The following is a 19,993-nucleotide window of genomic DNA, read 5'->3' on the forward strand; positions in this document are numbered from 1 at the left end:
CAAAGCCGATCGGGGTGGTGCGTTCAAGCCATCGCGTGGCGATGATTGGCCGAATAGTGTCCGGTCAGATGGTGCTCGAGCTGGCGCTCGATGTCGGTCAGCAGGCTCGAGGCGCCGAAGCGGAACAGCTCGGGCTCCAGCCATGGCCGGCCGAGTTCTTCCTTCATCAGCACCAGCCAGTCGAGCGAGGCCTTTGCCGTCGAAATGCCGCCGGCCGGCTTGAAGCCGATGAGATAGCCGGTTTCCTCGAAATAGGCCCTGATGGCGCGCACCATGGCGAGGCCGACGGGCAGCGTCGCGTTGATGCTTTCCTTGCCGGTCGACGTCTTGATGAAGTCGGCGCCGGCCATCATCGCCACCATCGAGGCCAGCATGACATTGCGCAGCGTGGCGAGGTCGCCGGTGCCGAGGATAACCTTCAGATGCGCGTCACCACAGGCGGCGCGCATCGAGACGATCTCGTTGTAAAGCTCCCGCCACTTGGCGCCGAACACCAGGCCGCGCGGAATGACGACGTCGATCTCGTCGGCACCGTCGCGAACCGAGGCCTCGATTTCCTGCAGGCGGGTCGACAGCGGCGCAAGGCCATGCGGGAAGGCGGTGGAGACGGCGGCGACATGAATGCCGGTGCCGCGCACGGCATCGACGGCGGTGGCGACGAAGGGATGGTAGACGCAGACCGCGGCCGGGCGGATGGTTTCGCCCGATATGCCGAGGCCCTCGACAATGTCGCGGCGGAACGGATTGATCGCCTTGGCGCAGAGCCGGCGCACGCGCTCCTCGGTGTCGTTGGAATTCAGCGTCGTCAGATCCATGCAGGCGACGGCGCGCAGCAGCCAGGCCGCCTGGTTGTCGGCCTTGATCGAGCGCCGCTTGGTCAGGCTGGCGACGCGCCGTTCCAGCGCCGAGCGATTGACGCTGCGCACCGATTCCATGAAGCCGAGGTCGAGCTTCATGCCTGGATTGCGCGCGATACGATGGTCGTGCGGAACAGCTGTGTTGGCGGCGGCACGCGCGGGCAGCGGCGTCACCTTGGACGAGCCGACATCGGCTTCGCGGATTGTGCTGCTCATCTCCTGCCCTTTCATTCAGCGACGTGCGCCTATGTCTTGGTGCGCATCGTCTTCCCAAAACCGCTCGACACTTTTGGGCGACACGCACGAAGATAGACCGTGAATTAACGCTTCACGAGTCCTTAGGGCGCTCATAGCTGAAAAAGGCTGCGAAAGCAGCTAGTTTTTGACCGAAAGGTCAAAATGCGGATATGAGAGTGTTGACGCCCGGCTCTAGCCGACGAAGGCGCGCTCGACCACGAAAGTCGCCGGATGGCTCAGCGAGCCTTCCACGAAACCGAGGCTTTCGGCCAGTTCCTTGACGTCCTTCAGCATATGCATCGAGCCGCAGATCATGATGCGGTCGGTTTCCGGGTTGAGCTTGTCGATGCCGAGATCGCTGTAGAACTTGCCGGAGCCGATCAGCGCGGTGATGCGGCCCATGCAGGCCGACTCTTCGCGGGTCGTCGAATTGTAGAGCGTGACGCGGCCGGCGGTCAGTTCGCCGATCAGCGGGTCGCTTTCCAGCGCCGCCACCAGTTCCTGGCCGTAGGTCAACTCGGCATTGTCGCGGCAGGTATGGGTCAGGATCAGCTGATCGAATTTTTCGTAGGTGTCGGGGTCGCGCAACAGGCTGGCGAAGGGCGCGATGCCGGTGCCGGTCGAGATCATAAACAGCCGCTTGGCCGGCGTCAGCGCGTCGACCACCAGGGTGCCGGTAGACTTCTGGCGCATGATGACCGTGTCGCCGACCTGAATCTTCTGCAGCTCCGAGGTCAGCGGGCCATCCGGCACCTTGATCGAGAAGAATTCCAGCTCCGCGTCCCAGGCCGGGCTCGCCACCGAATAGGCGCGGTACACCGGCTTCTCGGCATTGGGCAGGCCGATCATGACGAACTCGCCGGAGCGGAAGCGCAGCGACTGCGGACGGGTGATGCGGAACGAGAACAGCCGGTCGGTATAGTGCTTCACCGAGACGACGGTCTCGGCATAGACGTTGGCCGGAATCGGGAATTGCAGCGGGCGGGCGCCGGCGGTGTTGAGAGCGGATGTGGTGTTCATCAAATCCAACCTTCTGGGCCAACTGCGGACGCGGGCGCCAAACCTTCACCTGCACGACCGAACCATTCAGGTTCCGGCGTGCTGTTCGCACACTCCAAAGCGGTAGCTCTTGTGTAGGGAATTTATTAGTATACAAACGATATTTGCGTCAAGGTGCTGCCGTAAAACACCTTTCCAAACTGACACATATCCGTAGTCCGGGCATTTCGGGTTTCGACGATGAAAGAGAATATTTCGGCGCAAGCGCGCGATTCCCGGGGAAATGTCGTCGCCGGTATCGATGTCGGCGGCACCTTCACCGACCTGCTGCTGATCGACGGACGCGACGGCGGCAGGGTGCATATCGCCAAGACTCCGACCACGGTCGACAACCAGGCTTTCGGCGTCGTTTCGGCACTTGGTGCGACCGGATTTCCGATCGACGGCATCGACCTGATCGTGCATGGCACGACCACCACCACCAATGCGGTGCTCGAACGGCGGCTGGCGAAAACCGGCATGATCACCACGCGCGGCTTTCGCGACGTGATCGAGCTTGGCCGGCGCACGCGGCCGCAGGCCTATGGCATGACCGGCAGCTTCGTGCCGATCATCCCGCGCAATCTGAGGCTCGAAGTGTCGGAGCGCGTCGAGGCGTCGGGCGCGATACGCACGCCGCTCGATGAAGCCGAAATGCGCGAGGCGGTGAAGACGCTGATCGCGGCCGGTTGCGAATCCCTCGTCATCCATTTCCTGCATTCCTACGCCAACCCGGCGCATGAGCGGCGCGCCGCCGAAATCGCCGCCGAGTTCTGGCCGAACGGCTACGTCACGGCAGGCCACGCACTGCTGTCGGAAGCGCGCGAGTTCGAGCGCGGCGTCACCGCTTCGGTCAATGCCTCCGTGCAGCCGATCCTCGAGCGCTATGTCGAGCGGCTGCGCAAGGAGCTGGCTGCAAAAGGCTATGCCCGCGACTTTCTGATCATGAACGGCAATGGCGGCATGATCTCGGCCCGCTTCGTCACACGTGAATCGGCCAAGACTGTCATGTCCGGTCCGGCCTCGGGCGTCATCGCCGCCGCCTACACCGGAAAGCGCGCAGGCTTTGAAAACCTCGTCACCTACGACATGGGCGGCACCTCGACCGACGTGGCGCTGATCCGCAATGCCGAGCCGGCTGTTTCGAACGAGATCGAGATCGAATATGCCATGCCGATCCATGTGCCGATGGTGGCGGTGCACACGGTCGGCGCCGGCGGCGGCTCGATCGCGCGTGTCGATGCGGCCGGCCTGATCCAGATCGGCCCGGAAAGTGCCGGCGCCAATCCCGGTCCGATCTGCTACGGGCGCGGCGGCGTGGAGCCGACCATCACCGACGCCAATCTGGTGCTTGGCCGGCTGGCGCCGAAGAAGCTGCTGGCGGTCGAAAACCCGGTCACATCAGAGCGCGTCACCGGCATCTTCGAGGAGAAGATCGGCAAGGCGACCGGCCTGTCCGGCGTCGAGGCGGCCGGGGCCGTGCTGCGGCTGGGCAACATGAAGATGGCGGGCGCGATCCGCATGGTCTCGGTGTCGCGCGGCCATGATCCGCGCGATTTCGCGCTGTTTGCCTTTGGCGGCGCCGGGCCGCTGCATGCGACCGCGCTGGCGCGCGAACTCGGCCTGCCCCGGGTGCTGGTGCCGGCGCGTCCAGGCATCACCAACGCGCTCGGCTGCGTCGTCGCCGATCTGCGCCACGACTTCGTCAACACCATCAACCAGCCAGTGGCGGTGCTCGACGAAACGCAGCTCCACGCTGTATTGGAACGGCACCGAAACGAAGGTGAAGAGCTGATCGGCAAGGAAGCGGTGAAGCCGGAGACGATCCGCGTCACCCACTCCGCCGACATGCAGTTCGTCGGCCAGACCCACATCATCAACGTGGCGTTGCCGTCGTCGTCGGTGACGCGGGCAACGCTGCAGCAGCTTTTCGAAAAAGCCTATTTCGCCCGCTTCAAGGTCCAGCTGCCGGAAATCCGCGCCAACCTCGTCAATCTCAACACCTCGGTCACCGGCGTGCGTCCCGCGATCGATCTTTCCCGATTGATCGACCCGGCGGGGCGCGCAACAACACTCGACGAGGCGAGGCGCGAAATTCGGCCGGTCTGGTACAGCGGACGCTGGCACGACACGCCAGTATACGCACGCGAAAAACTGCCGCTCGACGCCGTCATCGAAGGGCCGGCGATCCTCGAACAGATGGATGCCACCGCCGTGCTCGAACCCGGCGACCGCGCACGCTGCGACGCCGACGGCAACATCATCATCGACATTGGCGAGGCCTGATATGAAGCTCGACGCCATCACCCTCTCGGTCCTCCAGGCGGCGTTGCAGCAGGTCTGCGACGAGATGGACCTGACTTTTTCGCGCGCCGCCTTCTCGCCTGTGATCGCCGAGGCCAACGACCGCTCCGACGGCATCTATTCGGCGCTCGACGGTTCGCTGATCGCGCAAGGCAGCCAGGGCCTGCCAGTGTTCGTCGGCGTCATGCAGTATTCGACCAGAACGGTGATCGAGATGATCGCCGATGGCCGCTGCTTGGCCCCAGAGCCGGGCGACATCTACATCGTCAACGATCCCTATCTCGGCGGCACCCATCTGATGGATGTGCGCTTTGCCATGCCGGTCTACCGGGACGGCAGGATTTTCTGCTGGCTGTCCAACACCGGCCACTGGCCCGACATTGGCGGTTCGGTGCCTGGCGGTTTTTCAGCCTCGGCGACTGCCGTCGAGCAGGAAGGCCTGCGGCTGCCTCCGGTCAAACTGTTCAAGAAGGGCGTGCTCGATCCAGAGATCTACGCCATCATCTGCTCCAACATCCGCGTCGCCGACCAGCGCATCGGCGACATCAGGGCCCAGGCCGCCGCATTGCTGATCGGACAGGACAGGCTCATTGGAATCCTGGATCGTTACGGTGACGAAACTGTTGTCGAGGCAATCGCCGAACTGCGCCGCCGCGCCGCCGAGCAGATGCGCGCCAACATAGCGGCCATCCCCAACGGCACTTACCATTCCAAGGCCTTTGTTGATTCCGACGGAGTGGTCAACGAGCCGCTGACCATCGCGCTCGCCGTCGAGAAACAGGGCGACACGCTGACCTTCGATTTCACCGGCTCGTCGAAGCCTTGCGCCGGGCCGATGAACAGCGTGCTGGCGACCACCTTGTCCTCGGTCTATCTCGCCATGCGCCACATCTTCCCCGACGTGCCGATCAGCGCCGGCGCGTTCGAGCCATTGATCATCAAGCGGCCGGAAGGCACCTTCCTCGACGCCAAATATCCGCGCCCCGTATCGGGCTGCGCCGCCGAAGTGTCGCAGCGCATCGCCGAGGCGGTGTTCGCGGCGATGGTGCAGGCATTGCCGGAGAAGGTGACGGCGGCGCCCGCAGGCTCCAGCGGCAATTTCGCGCTCGGAGGCAACGATCCGGCGCGCGACCGCGATTACGTCATGTACCAGATCTCCGGCGGCGGCTACGGCGGCAACTCAGGCCATGACGGGCTGACCAATGGCTGCTCGACCATCGGTATCTCCAAATCGCCGCCGGTCGAGATCATGGAACAGGCATTCCCGGTGCTCTATCGCCACTATGCCTTGCGCGAAGGCTCGGGCGGCGCCGGCAAGCATCGTGGCGGTTTCGGGCTCGCTTATGAGGTCGAGATCCTGCGCGGCGACGCCCGTGCCTCCTTCGTCATGGATCACGGCCGTTTCGGTCCGCAGGGCGCGCTTGGCGGCAAGGACGGCGCGGTCAACACGGTGACCGTCTTCCGCAACGGTGAGGAGCATGTACCGCCGCACCTGTCCAAGGAGCAGGATATCGCGCTCAAGGCCGGCGACCGCGTCAGGGTCGGCACGCCCGGCGGCGGCGGCTATGGCGATCCGCGTGAGCGCGATCCAAAACTGGTCGCTCGGGACGTCAGTCTTGGCTACTATACGGCAGAGCAAGCCAAGGACCTGTTCGGGGTCGCATGAACTCAGAAGACAAATTCAAATGTCGTGTCTGTGGCCTTGATCAGTCCCCGGACATGCCGTGGGGCGAGAGCGGCCGAGAGCCCAGCCATGACATTTGCTCGTGCTGTGGTGTCGAGTTCGGTTACGAAGACGACAGTCTTGAAAACTGCCTGTCGATCCGCCGGAACTGGGCGCAAGTTGAACGATGCAAATGGTTCTCTCCGAAGGACCGGCCACTCGGCTGGGATATGGCCGCTCAGATCAGGGGCATTCCGCTACCGTACAAGGGCGCTGAAGACGAGCAACTGATCCAGGCGTTTCTCCAAGCCGGCGAGCCGCCTGCACAAGGTTTGGCCGCTTTGAGCGCGGTGGAGAAGCCGAGCCGTTAGCACGCTATAGCGCCGTGATCGCCGCAGCGCATGTCGCTTCCGTCTCCGCCGGGGACACGAAAGCCCGTAGACTTCTCGCGCTCAACGGAGATCTCGAACATGCGTCTTTTCGGTCGTTTCGTGCTTGCCGCTTCCGTCGCCCTTACCCTTGCCGCCGGCGCTGCGTCCGCCCAGGACAAGAAGCTCAGGATCGGCACCGAAGGCGCCTATCCGCCCTTCAACTACGCCAGTGCCGACGGCACGCTGGGCGGCTTCGACATCGACCTCGGCAAGGCGCTGTGCGCTGGGATGAAGGCCGAGTGCGAGTTCAGCGTGCAGGATTTCGATGGTTCCATACCGGCGCTGCAGGCCGGCAAGTTCGACGCGATCATCAACATCACCATCACGCCCGAGCGGGCCGAGAAGGTCGAGTTCACCCACAAATACTACCAGACGCCGCCGCCCATCGCGGTGCCGAAGGATTCGACCATATCAGGCACTTCGCCGGACGATCTGAGGGGCAAGGCGTAGCGGAAACGCCCACCGCTTCGTCATCCACGGGCGGAGCCAGGAGCGAAGCGACGCAGTGCAGACCCGAGGATCCATTCCGCGACTCCAACGCGTCACGACGGTGCCGAATTCTGCTCCGCTGCACGCCACGACTAAGGTCGCGGCATCGATCCTCGGGTCTCCGCGACGCCGCATCGCGGCCCGTGGATGACGAAGTTGAGGAAACCTCGGCCAATTCCAAATGTTCAGCCGGCTTATCGCCCCCTTCGATCCAGCCTCGCCACCAGCCTGTCTCCTGCCCACTGGATACCGCAGACCAGGATGATCAGCACGATGACCACCGCGATCATCACGGATGTCTCAAAACGCTGATAGCCATAGCGGATGGCGAGGTCGCCGAGTCCGCCGGCACCGATCGCGCCGGCCATGGCCGAGGCGCCGATCAGCGTCACCAGCGTCACGGTGAAGCCGGCAACGATGCCGGGCAAGGCTTCGGGCACCAGGACCTCGCGGATGATCGTCCAGCGGTTGCCGCCCATGGCTCGCGCCGCCTCGATCAGCCCGTGGTCGACCTCGCGCAGCGACACTTCGGCGATGCGCGCATAGTAGGGTGTGGCAGCGATCGACAGCGGCACGATGGCTGCCCATGTGCCGATCGAGGTGCCGACGATCAGCCGCGTCACCGGAATCAGCGCCACCAAAAGGATGATGAAAGGCACCGAGCGGAAGCCGTTGATGACGGCGCCGAGCACCCGGTTCACCCACAGGCTCTCGGCAATGCCGCCGCGTTCGGTGGCGATCAAGGCCAGACCGAGCGGCAGGCCGAACACCAGCGAGATGAGGCCGGAGGCGGCCGTCATCAGCACCGTTTCCCAGATCGAACGCAGCAGAAGTTCAAACAGGATGGGCGACATGGCCAAGCACCTCCACCCGCGCCTGGCGGGCCTTCAGGAATGTGATGATGTGAGCGAGATGATTTGCATCGCTGCCCGGGACAGACAGGAACAGCGTGCCGACGGGCTGCTGCTGGATATGGTCGATGCCGCCATGGACAAGGCGGAAGGCGCCCGGAACAGCAATGGCAAGGTCGGACAGCAGCGGGCTGCTTGCCGCCTCGCCGGCCACATCCACGCGCAGGATCGTCTCCGCTCCGGCCGCCGGCAGCAGCCGGGCTGCCAGTTCGGCTGGCAGCTGCGGCCGGATGGCGCCGAGCAGGCTACGTGTGATCTCGGAGCGCGGGTTGGCAAACACCGACCACACCGGTCCTTGCTCGACGATGCGTCCGGCATCGATCACCGCAACGCGGTCGGCGATCGAGCGGATCACCTCCATTTCATGGGTGATCAGCAGGATGGTCAGCCCAAGCTGCCGGTTGATGTCTTTCAGTAGGGCAAGGATCGACCGCGTCGTTTCCGGATCGAGCGCCGAAGTGGCTTCGTCCGACAAAAGCAGCGCCGGCCGTGCTGCCAGCGCCCGGGCGATGCCGACGCGCTGCTTCTGGCCGCCCGACAATGACACGGGATAGGCTTTTGCTTTTTCCGAGAGCCCGACGAGATCGAGCAGTTCGGCGGCGCGTTGCAAGCGCTCGGCTTTCGGGCGCCTCTCGATCTTGAGCGGCAGCGCCACATTGTCCTCGACGGTCTTGGCCGACAGCAGGTTGAAATGCTGGAAGATCATGCCGATGCGTCGCCGCAACGGCTGCAGGTCGCGCTCGCCGAGCCGGCCGATCTCGCGGCCCTCGATGAACACCTCGCCCGAATCGGGCCGCTCCAGCCCGTTCAGGCAGCGGATCAGCGTCGATTTGCCGGCGCCGCTGCGACCGATGATGCCGAGGATCTCACCCTTGCGCACCGTCAGCGAGATGCCATCGAGCGCCGCCGTGACGCCGAAGCGGCGCTTCAGGTCGACAAGGCGCACGACGTCCTGAGGCGCGTCGGGCCGGGCGTGGGTCGGATCGGCGGCGTCCCCGGGTGCCGAGATATGCTGGTTCATGAATGTTCCTGTTCTCGTATCCGAAAACGCAATCGCGGCCCGCGACTGAGCGCGGACCGCTGTTGCTCTCGAACCGGGCTTCCGGCCGAGGATCGGATCAATAGGCGCTGAGGCCGGTGCCCTTGTAGACCTTGTCGAACTCGGCCTTTACCGCCTCGTTCTGATAGGAGGCGACCAGCGTCTTCACCCAGGCCTCATTCTCGTTGCCGGCCTTCACGGCGATGAAGTTGCGGTACGGGTTGTCGGCGATCGGCTCCTGCGCGATACGGTTTTCCGGCGTCAGGCCGCTTTTCAGCGCCCAGTCGGTGTTGACCACGGCTGCGTCGAGATCCTCGACCGAGCGGCCGACAATGCCGGCGTCGAGCTCCTTGATCACCACCTTCTTCGCATTCTCGGCGATGTCTGCGGTGGTGGCCAGAATGCCGGTGCCGTCCTTCAGTTTGATCACGCCCTCGTTCTGCAGCACGCGCAGCGCCCGGCCTTCGTTGGAAGGGTCGTTCGGCACGCCGATGACCGCGCCCTCGGGCAGGTCGGCAACCTTCGTGTACTTCTTCGAGTAGAGGCCGATCGGCCAGACGCCGGTATAGCCGACGCGCACGATATGGTAGCCTTGAGTCTTGATCTGGTTGTCGAGATAGGGCTGGTGCTGGAAGGCGTTGGCGTCGATTTCGCCGCGCTCCAGCGCCTCGTTGGGCTGGGTGTAGTCGTTGAACACCACGGTCTCGATGGCGAGGCCCTTTTCGGCCGCCTGGGCGACGACGACCCGCCAGACATCCTCGTCCTCGCCGCTGATGATACCGACCTTGATCGCCTTCTTGTCTTCGGCGAACGACGCGCTGGGGGCCATCAGGCTGCCGATCGCGACGGCCGATGCGAACAGCAGAGCAAGGCCACTGCGCCGGTTGACGGTTGACGAAAGGGAAGATGGCAAAGTGTTTTTGAAGTCGGACATGATTGATCTCTGCGGTTGTGAAGTCATGGCAGCCAGGCGGATTGCCCAGCCTTGGCCACATCCTCAGAAATTCTATCGATTATATCAAAGAACGCGTTTCGCCGTTGTCGTCAAAACCGGGAATATTCTCTCAAAATTGTCATTCAAGAGAGAACAGGACGACGGCGGTCGACCGCAGCGAGGCTGAGCGGCGATCCCGCGCGCCTCGGGAGGGAGGTCAGATTTGTTGGCACCGAGGTCTGCCGAGGACTCACGGGAAAGGCAATTTCGCGGCTCGTTCGCAACTATTGTCTTAGTTTAGTTAACGAGTTAATTTAGCAATGACGTCGATTCTGGCATTGAACCCGGCCCGACGACACCGGGGTATCAAGAACAGATTTCGGCAAGCAGGTCAGGCCGAGGTCAAAGCCTGTTTTCGATCGCAAGCGAGCGTTGGAGGACCTCTCACGTGCTGCCTGAAAACACCCGTCGTTCCCTGCCAATGGCGCTGCTTCATGCCCGCGAGGCCGTGATGGTGCGGTTTCGCCCCATGCTCGCCGCGCATGACGTAACCGAGCAGCAATGGCGCGTGCTGCGTGTGCTCAGCGAAGCCGGCCCGGTCGAAGCGACGGAGCTTGCCGGTCGCGCCTCGGTGCTGCCGCCCAGCCTGACGCGCATCATCAAGGCGCTCGAGAGACGCAAATTCATCACCCGCAACAAGGCGAAAGGCGACGGCCGCCGCGTCGTGCTGACCCTCGCCCCGGCCGGCTCCGCTTTGATCGATGCGCTTTCGCCAGAGCGTCGCGTCATTTATGACGACATCGAACAGCGCCTTGGCCACGAGAAGCTTCAGCAGTTGCTCGATCTCCTGGAGAGCTTGAAAGCAGTTGCAGCAAGGTTGAGCTGCACTTTCCCGCTTGACTGACCCGCCGGACCGAATACGCTAGCGCAAAATACCGGCTCTGATCGCCGGGCGGCAAGAATGCCTCGTATGCCTCGCCTCTCCGGCGCTGGCTGCGGGGCATTGTCATTTTGGAGATCTGTTTGAAACGGCGCATCGAGATCGGCATCCTGTATTCCCGCTCGGGGAGCTATCAGCTCGTGTCCGATGCGTGCCGCATGGGCGCCATGCGCGCGATCGCCGACATCAACGCCGACCGCAGCTCAGGCATCGAGCTGGTGCCGGTCGAGCGCGATCCGCAAAGCAATGCGGACCGCTACGCGACGCTTTGCGAGGACATCTTCAAGACCAGCAGCGCGCGCCATGTCGTCGGCTGCGTCACCTCCTGGAGCCGCAAGGAGACGATCCCGGTTTTGGAGAAAGCCGGCGGCATGCTCTGGTACGCCTGCCCCTATGAGGGCTTCGAGGCCAACGAGCACGTCGTCTACATGCACGCTTGCCCCAACCAGCATCTGGTGCCGCTGATGGCCCATGTCGTGCCGCGCTTCGGTGCCAACGGCTTCCTGCTCGGCTCGAACTACATCTGGGGCTGGGAGATGAACCGCGTCGCCCGCGACCTGATCGCCGATGCCGGCGGCAAGGTTCTGGGCGAACGCTATCTACGCATCGGCGAAACCGACGTGTCGCGTCTGATCGGGGAGATCCGGGCCACGCGGCCGAACTTCATCCTCAACAATCTGATCGGCACCTCGTCCTACGCCTTCCTGGCGGCCTATCGCGACTTGGGCGACGAGGATCCGGCCTTCAGCCCTGAAATCTGTCCCGTCATCTCCTGCAACCTCACCGAGGGCGAGTTGCCGGCGATCGGTGAATCCGGGAAAGGGCATTTGTCGGTGGGGCCGTATTTCGCACCGCGCCCGGCCGCCTTCGCCTCGTCCTTCGAGGCCTCCGCTTATGCCTCCGTGCAAGTGATGGCCGACGTGCTCTCGCGCGATGCCGACGCCGGTCCGGCGGAATTTTCCAAAGCCTTCGCCGAGCGGCGCTTCTCCACCCGGCTCGGGCCGATCGCCATCGACGCCCGCTCCCAGCACGCGACGCTGCCGGTGATCATCGGGCGCATCGCGGACGGTTTCTTCGAGGTCGTCAGCCGCGAGGACGAGGTCGCGCCGGACCCGTATCTGTCGCGCTATGACCCTGCAAAAGCATTCGGCCGGCCGCGCCTGAGGGTGGTGTCGTGACCAGAACACCGCGCATCCCAAACCTCGGTGGCGCCAAGGCCTTCATCCTGCATCGGCCGCATCCGACGGTGCAGGCGATCACCAGGCAATTGTCGGCGATCGGCCTGATCACCCTAGACTGCTGGCCCGAACTGCCGCCCGAGGCGCTGGCGGCCGATTTCGTCTTCTTCGACGCCGATCTCGGCTTTGACGAGCAGTTCCCCTGGGAGCCGGGCGAAGCGCCGATGCCGCTGGTGGCGCTGATCGGTTCGGAGGCGCCGGGCCGCATTGAATGGGCGCTGTCGCACAAGGCCGACGCGCAGCTGCTGAAGCCGGTCGGCAATGCCGGCGTCTACAGCGCGCTGCTGATCGCGCGGCAGAGTTTCGAGGCACGCAAACACCTGGCCAGCGAGATCGCCTCGCTTCGTCAGCGCGTCGCCGAGCGCCAGACCATCGTGCGTGCGGTGGCGGCATTGTCGAAGGGCACTGACGACGACCGCGCCTATGCGCAGCTGCGCTCGCTGGCGATGAGCTGGCAGATCAGCGTCGAGGATGCCGCACGCCGGATCGTGGCGATGACAAGCGAGGAAGTAACGGGGGAAGAAGGCGGCGATGACCAGTCCCATCACGCCTGATCTCACCGCGCCAGGGCGTATGCCGGTCAAGCCGCGCGCCGGCGTCTGGCGCCGGCTGATCAAGCGCCGTCTGGCATTGCTCGGCCTGGTGATCGTCGCCATTGTCGTTGCCGGCGCTGTATTGGCGCCATGGCTGACCGGCTACGACCCCAACGAGCAGATGTTCGACGGCCTGACCATCGAGGGCTCGCCCTTGCCGCCGGATGCAAAATTCTGGCTGGGCACCGACCTGCTTGGCCGTGATCTGTTGACCCGCATCCTCTACGGCGCCCGCACCTCGCTGATCATTGGCATCGTCGCCAATGGCGTGGCCCTTTTGATCGGCACGCTGGTTGGCGTTGTTGCCGGCTATTTCCGCGGCTGGGTCGGAAGCGCGTTGATGCGCTTCACCGACCTGATGATGGCGTTTCCGGCATTGCTGCTCGCCATTTGCCTGGCGGCGGTATTCGAGCCCAGCCTGTGGATCGTTGCCATGGTCATCGCGCTGGTCAACTGGGTGCAGACCGCGCGCGTCATCTACACCGAGACCAGCTCATTGGCCGAACGCGAGTTCATCGATGCCGAGCGCACCATTGGCGCCAGCGCACCGCGCATCCTGTTTCGCCACATCCTGCCGCATCTGCTGCCGACCATCATCGTCTGGGGCACGCTCGGCATTTCCACCACCGTGCTGCTCGAGGCGACGCTCTCCTTCCTCGGCATCGGCGTGCAGCCGCCGACGGCGTCCTGGGGCAACATCATCTTCGAGAACCAGACCTACTTCCAGGCCGCACCCTGGCTGGTGTTCTTCCCCGGTGCGGCGATCCTGGCGCTGGCACTGGCCTTCAACCTGATCGGCGACGCGTTGCGCGACATCCTCGATCCGACGCAAAGAGGCCGCGCATGATCGCCTATCTCGGCCGCCGCCTCATCCAGTCGCTGCTGATCCTGCTCGGCGTCTCGCTGATCACCTTCGCGCTGCTCTATCTCTTGCCGGCCGACCCGGTGCGCCAGATCGCTGGCCGCAGCGCCACGCCGCAGACGGTCGAGAACATCCGCCAGCAGCTCGGCCTCGACCAGCCCTTCGCCGTCCAGTACTGGCGCTATCTGGTGAAGCTCATCAGCGGCGATCTCGGCCGCTCCTACATCCAGCGCTCCGAGGTCACCGAGCTGATCGTCTCGCGGTTGCCCGCCAGCCTGCTTTTGATGGTCGGCGCCATCCTGTGCGAGCTGTTGCTCGGCCTCAGCATGGGCCTGATCGCCGCGGTCAGGCGCGGCACGGCCACCGACCAGACATTGATGGTCGCCTCCTTCGTCGGCGTCTCGGCACCGCAATTCGTCGTCGGCCTGCTGCTGCTCTACGTCTTTGCCGTGCGGCTCGGCTGGTTTCCGATCGGCGGCTACGGCACCTGGCGCCATCTCGTGCTGCCGTCGCTGACCATGGGCATCCTCGGCGCAGGCTGGTACGCCCGCATGATGCGCTCGTCGATGATCGACGTGCTGCGCCAGGATTACGTGCGCACCGCCCGTGCCAAAGGCCTGGCACGCCGCGCCATCATCTTCCGCCATGCCTTGCCCAACGCCATCCTGCCGGTCATCGCCATGATCGGCATCGACATCGGCATCTTCATGGGCGGCATCGTCGTCGTCGAAAGCGTGTTCGGCTGGCCCGGCATCGGCCAGCTCGCCTGGCAGGCCATCCAGCGCGTCGACATTCCGATCATCATGGGGGTCACGCTGGTGTCGGCCTTCGCCATCGTGCTGGGCAATCTGCTTGCCGACATCATCGCGCCCTTCATCGACCCCCGCATCAAGCTCAGATGACAACCCAGACCTGAGCGAAGAACAACGTGACATGACTGAAACCAAACAGAGAAAGGGAACATAAAAATGAAAAAGTTTCTCACATCCACGGTGGCGGCATCGGCGCTGGCGCTGATGCTCGGCATGACAAGCGTTCGCGCCGAGGAGGCCGTCGATCCGAACGCCAAGCAGGGCGGCGCCATCACCATCACCTACAAGGACGATGTCGCCACCCTCGATCCGGCGATCGGCTATGACTGGCAGAACTGGTCGATGATCAAGAGCCTGTTCGACGGGCTGATGGACTACGAGCCGGGCACCACAAACCTGAAGCCCGACCTCGCCGAAAGCTACGAAATCTCGCCCGACGGCAAGACCTTCACGTTCAAGCTGCGCCATGGCGTGAAATTCCACAATGGCCGCGAGATGACCGCCGACGACGTGAAATATTCGCTCGACCGCGTCACCAATCCGAAGACCCAAAGTCCCGGCGCCGGCTTCTTCGGTTCGATCAAGGGCTATGACGATGTCGCCGCCGGCAAGGCGGAAAGCCTCTCCGGCGTCACCGTCGTCGATCCCTACACCGTCAAGTTCGAGTTGACCCGGCCCGACGCCACCTTCCTGCATGTCATGGCCATCAACTTCTCGCATGTCGTGCCGAAGGAAGAGGTCGAGAAATACGGCGCCGATTTCGGCAAGCATCCGGTCGGCACCGGCGCCTTCAAGCTCACTGAGTGGACGCTCGGCCAGCGCATCGTCTTCGAGCGCAACCCGGACTACTGGCACAAGGGCCTGCCGCATTTGGACAAGATCACCTTCGAGATCGGCCAGGAGCCGATCGTGGCGCTGTTGCGCCTGCAGAAGGGTGAGATTGATGTGCCCGGCGACGGCATCCCGCCGGCAAAATTCCAGGAGGTGATGGCCGATCCCGAGCAGAAGGCGCGCGTCGTCGAAGGCGGCCAGCTGCACACCGGCTACGTCACCATGAACACCACCATGGCGCCCTTCGACAATGTGAAGGTCAGGCAAGCCGTCAACATGGCGATCAACAAGGCGCGCATCATCCAGATCATCAACGGCCGCGCCGTGCCGGCCAACCAGCCGCTGCCGCCATCGATGCCGGGCTATGACAAGGAATACAAGGGCTACCCCTATGACGTCGCCAAGGCCAAGGCGCTGCTCGCCGAGGCCGGCCATCCCGATGGCTTCGACACGCAATTGTTCGCCATGAACACCGATCCCAACCCGCGCATCGCCCAGGCGATCCAGCAGGATCTGGCGGCGATCGGCATCAAGGCCGGCATCCAGTCGCTCGCCCAGGCCAATGTCATCGCCGCCGGCGGCGACAAGGCCGGCGCACCGATGATCTGGTCCGGGGGCATGGCCTGGATCGCCGATTTCCCCGATCCGTCGAACTTCTACGGCCCGATCCTCGGCTGCGCCGGAGCGGTGCCGGGCGGCTGGAACTGGTCGTGGTATTGCAACAAGGATCTCGACGCCAAGGCGGCCGAGGCAGACTCGGTGGTCGATCCGGCCAAGGCAGGCGAACGCAACAAGATGTGGAGCGCTATCTACGACAAGGTGATGGAAGACGCGCCCTGGGCGCCGGTCTTCAACGAGCAGCGTTTCACCATGAAATCGGCGCGCATGGGCGGCGCCGACAACCTCTATGTCGACCCGGTCCATATCCCGATCAACTATGACAATGTGTACGTAAAAGATGTGCAATAACTGCGACTACACCATCCACGGCCGCCATCATCATTTCGGCTGGGACAATTCGTTTGCCCCGGCCGAGCGGGTGGCGCCCGGCTCGACCATCGAGTTCCAGTGCCTCGATGCCGGCGGCGGCCAGTTGAAGCCCGACAGCACCGTTGCTGACATCGCCAAGCTCGATTTCGGCCAGATCAACCCGGTGACCGGGCCGATCTTCGTCGAGGGTGCGGAGCCGGGCGACGCGCTGAAGGTGACGATCGAGATGTTCAAACCGTCCGGCTTCGGCTGGACGGCGAACATTCCGGGTTTCGGCCTGCTCGCCGACGACTTCAAGGAGCCGGCGCTGAACATCTGGAAATACGACGCCGCCTCGCTCGAGCCGGCGCTGTTTGGCAAGAACGCCCGCGTGCCGCTAAAGCCGTTTGCCGGCACCATCGGCAATGCGCCGGCGGAGAAAGGTCACCATTCGGTGGTGCCGCCACGGCGGGTCGGCGGCAACCTCGACATCCGCGATCTCGCCGCCGGCACCACGCTCTATCTGCCGGTGGAAGTGGCCGGCGCGCTGTTTTCGATCGGCGACACCCATGCCGCGCAAGGTGACGGCGAGGTCTGCGGCACGGCGATCGAAAGCCCGATGGATGTCGTGCTCAAGCTCGACCTGGTCAAGGATGCCAGGCTGAAGACGCCGCGTTTCACCACGTCGGGCCCCGTGACGCGCCATCTCGACGCCAAGGGCTATGAGGTGACGACCGGCATCGGTCCGGACCTGATGGCCGGCGCTAGGGTAGCGGTCGCCCAGATGGTCGACCTGCTCGCCGGCCGTTACAAGATCGATCCGGTCGAGGCCTATATGCTGGCCTCGGTGTGCGGCGATCTCCGCATCAGCGAGATCGTCGACATGCCGAACTGGGTGGTGTCGTTCTACTTCCCGCGCTGCGTGTTTGAATGAACGCACGTCCGGGCAAAAAGCGGGCCGGGGCTGCCGCTCCGGTGACGACGGGACCGGTGCTCGAGATCGCCGGCCTGTCGGTCAGCGTGCGCGGCGAGGACGGTGAGCGCGAGGTCGTCTCTAACCTATCGTTGACGCTTTCGCGTGGCGAAACGCTCTGCATCGCCGGCGAATCCGGCTCCGGCAAGTCGATGACGGCGCTGGCCATCATGCAATTGCTGCCGCAGCCGGCGGCGCGCATATCCGCTGGCAAAATTCGTCTCGGCGATACTGATCTGGCTGGTCTCGACGAGCGCCGGATGCGCCGCATTCGCGGCGACCGCATCGCCATGATCTTCCAGGAGCCGATGACCTCGCTCAACCCGGTGCTGTCGATCGGCCGGCAGCTGACCGAATCCATCGAGGCGCATACCAGCCTGTCACAGGGCGAGGCCCGCCAGCGCGCCATCGAAGCGTTGAAGGCGGTGCGCATTTCCGAAGCTGAAAGCCGGCTAAAACAGTTTCCGCACGAGCTGTCCGGCGGCATGCGCCAGCGGGTCATGATCGCCATGGCGTTGGCGCTCGAGCCCGACGTGCTGATTGCCGACGAGCCGACGACGGCGCTCGACGTCACCGTGCAAGGCGAGGTGCTGGAGTTGCTGCGCGACCTGCAGCGCCAGCATGGTACCAGCGTCATCCTCATCACGCACGATATGGGCGTCGTCGCCGAAATGGCCGACCGCGTCATCATCATGCGGCACGGCCGCATGGTCGAAGAGGGGAGAACATCAGACATTTTTGCCGCGCCCCAAGCGGACTACACGCGCGAGCTGCTTGCCGCGGTGCCGCGCATCGGCAGCGGTGTCGGCCGCCAGAAATCCAGGGATGCCGAGACGGCAACGCCGGCCAATGTCGCCGAGGTCAAAGACCTGCATGTCCGCTTCGACCTGCATGGCGGCTTCTTCGGTCGGGTCACCCGTCGTGTTCACGCCGTCGAAGGCGTCAGCTTCTCGATCGCACCCAACGAGACGCTGGCGCTGGTCGGCGAGTCCGGCTGCGGCAAGTCGACCACCGCCAAGGCGCTCGCCGGGCTGGTGCCCTACAGCGGCGACATCGTCATTGGCGGACGCAATCTGTCCGGCCTCGGCCGCGACGAGCGCAAGGCGGTGCGCCGCGACGTGCAGATGATTTTTCAGGACCCCTTCGCCTCGCTCGATCCACGCATGCGCGTCGGCGATCTCGTCGCCGAGCCGCTCGTCATCCACGGCATCGCCTCGAAGGAAGAGCGCAGCGAGCGTGTGGCCGCACTGTTCGAGCGCGTCGGCCTGTCGGCCGACCAGATGGAGCTCTATCCGCATGAATTCTCGGGCGGCCAGCGCCAGCGCGTCTGCATCGCGCGCGCTCTTGCGCTGCGGCCGAAGCTGATCATCGCCGACGAAAGCGTCTCGGCGCTCGATGTCTCGGTTCAGGCGCGCGTGCTCGATCTGTTGAAGGAGTTGCAGCGCGAATTCGGCGTCGCCTATCTCTTCATCTCGCACGACATGGCCGTGGTCGAGAACATCTCCGACCGCGTGGCCGTCATGTATCTCGGCCAGATCGTCGAGATGGGCACCCGCGACCAGGTCTTTTCCAACCCGCGCCACCCCTACACCAAACGGCTGATCGAAGCCGTTCCGGTGCCCGATCCGGGCAAGCGAAGAAGCCGCTTCGCCCGCCTCGACCAGGAGATCCCAAGCGCCACCCGCAGGATCGGCGAGGCGCCGTTGAAACTGGCGCTGAGCGACGTCGGTGGCGGACATCTTGTTGCTGGTGGAGGCTGAGATCGGTGAGGGAAGCGGCTGTCGTCGATCAATTCCTGATGAGTCCCTCATACGGCGGTGTATTCAAGATGTAAGCCACCTCGGTCCGATTCCGGGCGCGAAGTTTTTTCATGATATTGCGAACATGCACCTTGACCGTGCTCTCACACATATTGAGCTCGTAGGCGATGATCTTGTTCGCTTTTCCTCGACGCAGCGCTTCGATGACCGAGATCTGGCGTGACGTAAAAACATTGTCGTCCTGCACCTTAATCGTTTGATGGCCGTCCTTGGCGTTTTGCGCTGATTGGAAAAGGATACTCGGTGGGATGAAAATTCCCCCTGCCGCGACGAGATGAATGGCCTTGGCTGCAACTTGCAAGCTGACGCTCGTCGGAACATAACCGCGTGCGCCGTTTTCGATCGCCTTGTGAACATCGTCAAAATTTTCGATATCGGCCAGGATGATGGCACTCACCCAAGGTTTGGTCGCTTTGAGATGGGCGATCCGGGCGAGATGGTGGTCTGCATCGGCGTTTGACCACATAGCGCACATCAAGACAGTCGAGATATTTTGCGTCTCCTCCAGATCTGCCGCGTCGAAGGCTTCGATGCTCGAGAAATGCTGGAGACGAAATGCTGGCTCGATGACCGCGAGACCTCTTGCCAGGCAGTCGCACATCAGTGATCGATCATCGATAATCGCGATCTCAATATCCGCCGCCATGAACGCGGGGGGACTATCAGGGTCGATATCAAAAGCGCACAGGTTTTGCTGGGCCGCCTCAAATGGTTGAATCGCTGTCATAGCTCTTCCCTCCTACCGCATCTCGAACGCATTTGAGACATGGCCACCACTCCACTGTTTCTAGCTCATCCTTAGTAAGCCGAGGATTCGAGGCAGATGTATGTGAAACAAAGCACACGACGGGGAGAAGTCGATGTCCGCAACGGCCATCTCGTCGCCGCCGAGGGTTGAGGCGTTTATTGACCCGGCGGAGAGCACACCGCAGCCGCGCCGGGACTCCGGCAGCTCAAGACGACCGCCGTGCCGCCGGAGCGGTTCACATGTTTGTGTTCCATCAGGGCGGGCGCTATGCCGCCAAAGCGCGTCGCTTCGAATATGAATCCGT

At 63.7% G+C, this 19,993-nt stretch carries 17 protein-coding genes and 1 pseudogene; 12 read left to right on the top strand and 6 right to left on the bottom strand.

The window, feature by feature from the left end; all coding sequences use genetic code 11:
- Positions 1-23 precede the first annotated feature (23 nt).
- Both deoC and ASD12_RS24965 read right to left on the bottom strand, forming a co-directional pair.
- Positions 24-1,073, bottom strand: a complete 1,050-nt coding sequence (deoC, locus tag ASD12_RS24960) for a deoxyribose-phosphate aldolase (RefSeq protein WP_056593384.1) — start codon at positions 1,071-1,073, stop codon at positions 24-26.
- Between the two features lie 213 nt (positions 1,074-1,286).
- On the bottom strand, positions 1,287-2,114 hold the full coding sequence (locus ASD12_RS24965) for a ferredoxin--NADP reductase (RefSeq protein ID WP_056593386.1): 828 nt from the start codon (positions 2,112-2,114) through the stop codon (positions 1,287-1,289).
- A 219-nt stretch (positions 2,115-2,333) separates the two neighbouring features.
- Here ASD12_RS24965 and ASD12_RS24970 point away from each other — a divergent pair, with 219 nt between their 5' ends.
- The 4 genes and pseudogenes from ASD12_RS24970 to ASD12_RS24985 all read left to right on the top strand — a co-directional run.
- Complete coding sequence (locus ASD12_RS24970; protein WP_056592687.1) at positions 2,334-4,418, top strand: hydantoinase/oxoprolinase family protein; 2,085 nt, start codon at positions 2,334-2,336, stop codon at positions 4,416-4,418.
- A gap of 1 nt (position 4,419) precedes the next feature.
- Positions 4,420-6,102 carry a hydantoinase B/oxoprolinase family protein gene (locus ASD12_RS24975; RefSeq protein WP_056592691.1) on the top strand — a complete coding sequence of 561 codons (1,683 nt, stop codon included), beginning with the start codon at positions 4,420-4,422 and terminating at the stop codon, positions 6,100-6,102.
- Positions 6,099-6,470, top strand: coding sequence for a hypothetical protein (locus ASD12_RS24980; protein ID WP_056592694.1), 372 nt, complete (start codon positions 6,099-6,101; stop codon positions 6,468-6,470). Before ASD12_RS24975 ends, ASD12_RS24980 begins: the two co-directional genes overlap by 4 nt.
- A 99-nt stretch (positions 6,471-6,569) precedes the next feature.
- Positions 6,570-6,974: pseudogene (locus tag ASD12_RS24985) on the top strand (transporter substrate-binding domain-containing protein); the annotation flags it as partial.
- Positions 6,975-7,213: 239 nt separating this feature from the next.
- Here ASD12_RS24985 and ASD12_RS24990 read toward each other — a convergent pair.
- From ASD12_RS24990 to ASD12_RS25000, 3 genes are all read right to left on the bottom strand, one after another.
- Positions 7,214-7,873: a methionine ABC transporter permease gene (locus ASD12_RS24990; protein WP_056592697.1), complete on the bottom strand. Its 660-nt coding sequence runs from the start codon at positions 7,871-7,873 to the stop codon at positions 7,214-7,216.
- On the bottom strand, positions 7,854-8,951 hold the full coding sequence (locus ASD12_RS24995) for a methionine ABC transporter ATP-binding protein (protein ID WP_056592701.1): 1,098 nt from the start codon (positions 8,949-8,951) through the stop codon (positions 7,854-7,856). Before ASD12_RS24995 ends, ASD12_RS24990 begins: the two co-directional genes overlap by 20 nt.
- A gap of 97 nt (positions 8,952-9,048) precedes the next feature.
- Positions 9,049-9,903, bottom strand: a complete 855-nt coding sequence (locus ASD12_RS25000; protein ID WP_056592705.1) for a MetQ/NlpA family lipoprotein — start codon at positions 9,901-9,903, stop codon at positions 9,049-9,051.
- 481 nt (positions 9,904-10,384) lie between these two features.
- Between ASD12_RS25000 and hpaR the strand changes: the two genes are divergently transcribed.
- The 8 genes from hpaR to ASD12_RS25040 all read left to right on the top strand — a co-directional run bounded on the left by hpaR (position 10,385) and on the right by ASD12_RS25040 (position 18,881).
- Positions 10,385-10,807, top strand: coding sequence for a homoprotocatechuate degradation operon regulator HpaR (gene hpaR, locus ASD12_RS25005; protein WP_244482982.1), 423 nt, complete (start codon positions 10,385-10,387; stop codon positions 10,805-10,807).
- A 119-nt stretch (positions 10,808-10,926) separates the two neighbouring features.
- Positions 10,927-12,021, top strand: a complete 1,095-nt coding sequence (locus ASD12_RS25010; RefSeq protein WP_056592711.1) for a transporter substrate-binding protein — start codon at positions 10,927-10,929, stop codon at positions 12,019-12,021.
- Positions 12,018-12,635, top strand: coding sequence for an ANTAR domain-containing protein (locus ASD12_RS25015; RefSeq protein WP_056592714.1), 618 nt, complete (start codon positions 12,018-12,020; stop codon positions 12,633-12,635). Before ASD12_RS25010 ends, ASD12_RS25015 begins: the two co-directional genes overlap by 4 nt.
- A 19-nt stretch (positions 12,636-12,654) precedes the next feature.
- Positions 12,655-13,521, top strand: coding sequence for an ABC transporter permease (locus ASD12_RS25020; RefSeq protein ID WP_200950961.1), 867 nt, complete (start codon positions 12,655-12,657; stop codon positions 13,519-13,521).
- Positions 13,518-14,438, top strand: coding sequence for an ABC transporter permease (locus ASD12_RS25025; RefSeq protein WP_056592721.1), 921 nt, complete (start codon positions 13,518-13,520; stop codon positions 14,436-14,438). Before ASD12_RS25020 ends, ASD12_RS25025 begins: the two co-directional genes overlap by 4 nt.
- A 66-nt stretch (positions 14,439-14,504) precedes the next feature.
- A complete protein-coding gene (locus ASD12_RS25030; protein WP_056592724.1) occupies positions 14,505-16,148 on the top strand; it encodes an ABC transporter substrate-binding protein in 1,644 nt (547 codons plus the stop codon).
- Positions 16,138-17,082, top strand: coding sequence for an acetamidase/formamidase family protein (locus tag ASD12_RS25035; protein WP_056592727.1), 945 nt, complete (start codon positions 16,138-16,140; stop codon positions 17,080-17,082). The genes ASD12_RS25030 and ASD12_RS25035 overlap by 11 nt, the downstream gene beginning before the upstream one ends.
- Positions 17,079-18,881 carry an ABC transporter ATP-binding protein gene (locus tag ASD12_RS25040; protein ID WP_082525670.1) on the top strand — a complete coding sequence of 601 codons (1,803 nt, stop codon included), beginning with the start codon at positions 17,079-17,081 and terminating at the stop codon, positions 18,879-18,881. The genes ASD12_RS25035 and ASD12_RS25040 overlap by 4 nt, the downstream gene beginning before the upstream one ends.
- 28 nt (positions 18,882-18,909) lie before the next feature.
- Here ASD12_RS25040 and ASD12_RS25045 read toward each other — a convergent pair whose 3' ends face one another.
- Entirely contained in the window at positions 18,910-19,668 is a 759-nt protein-coding gene (locus ASD12_RS25045) for a response regulator transcription factor (RefSeq protein ID WP_056592730.1), read from the bottom strand.
- Between the last annotated feature and the right edge of the window lie 325 nt (positions 19,669-19,993).

Source organism: Mesorhizobium sp. Root102 (assembly GCF_001425625.1).
GTDB lineage: Bacteria > Pseudomonadota > Alphaproteobacteria > Rhizobiales > Rhizobiaceae > Mesorhizobium.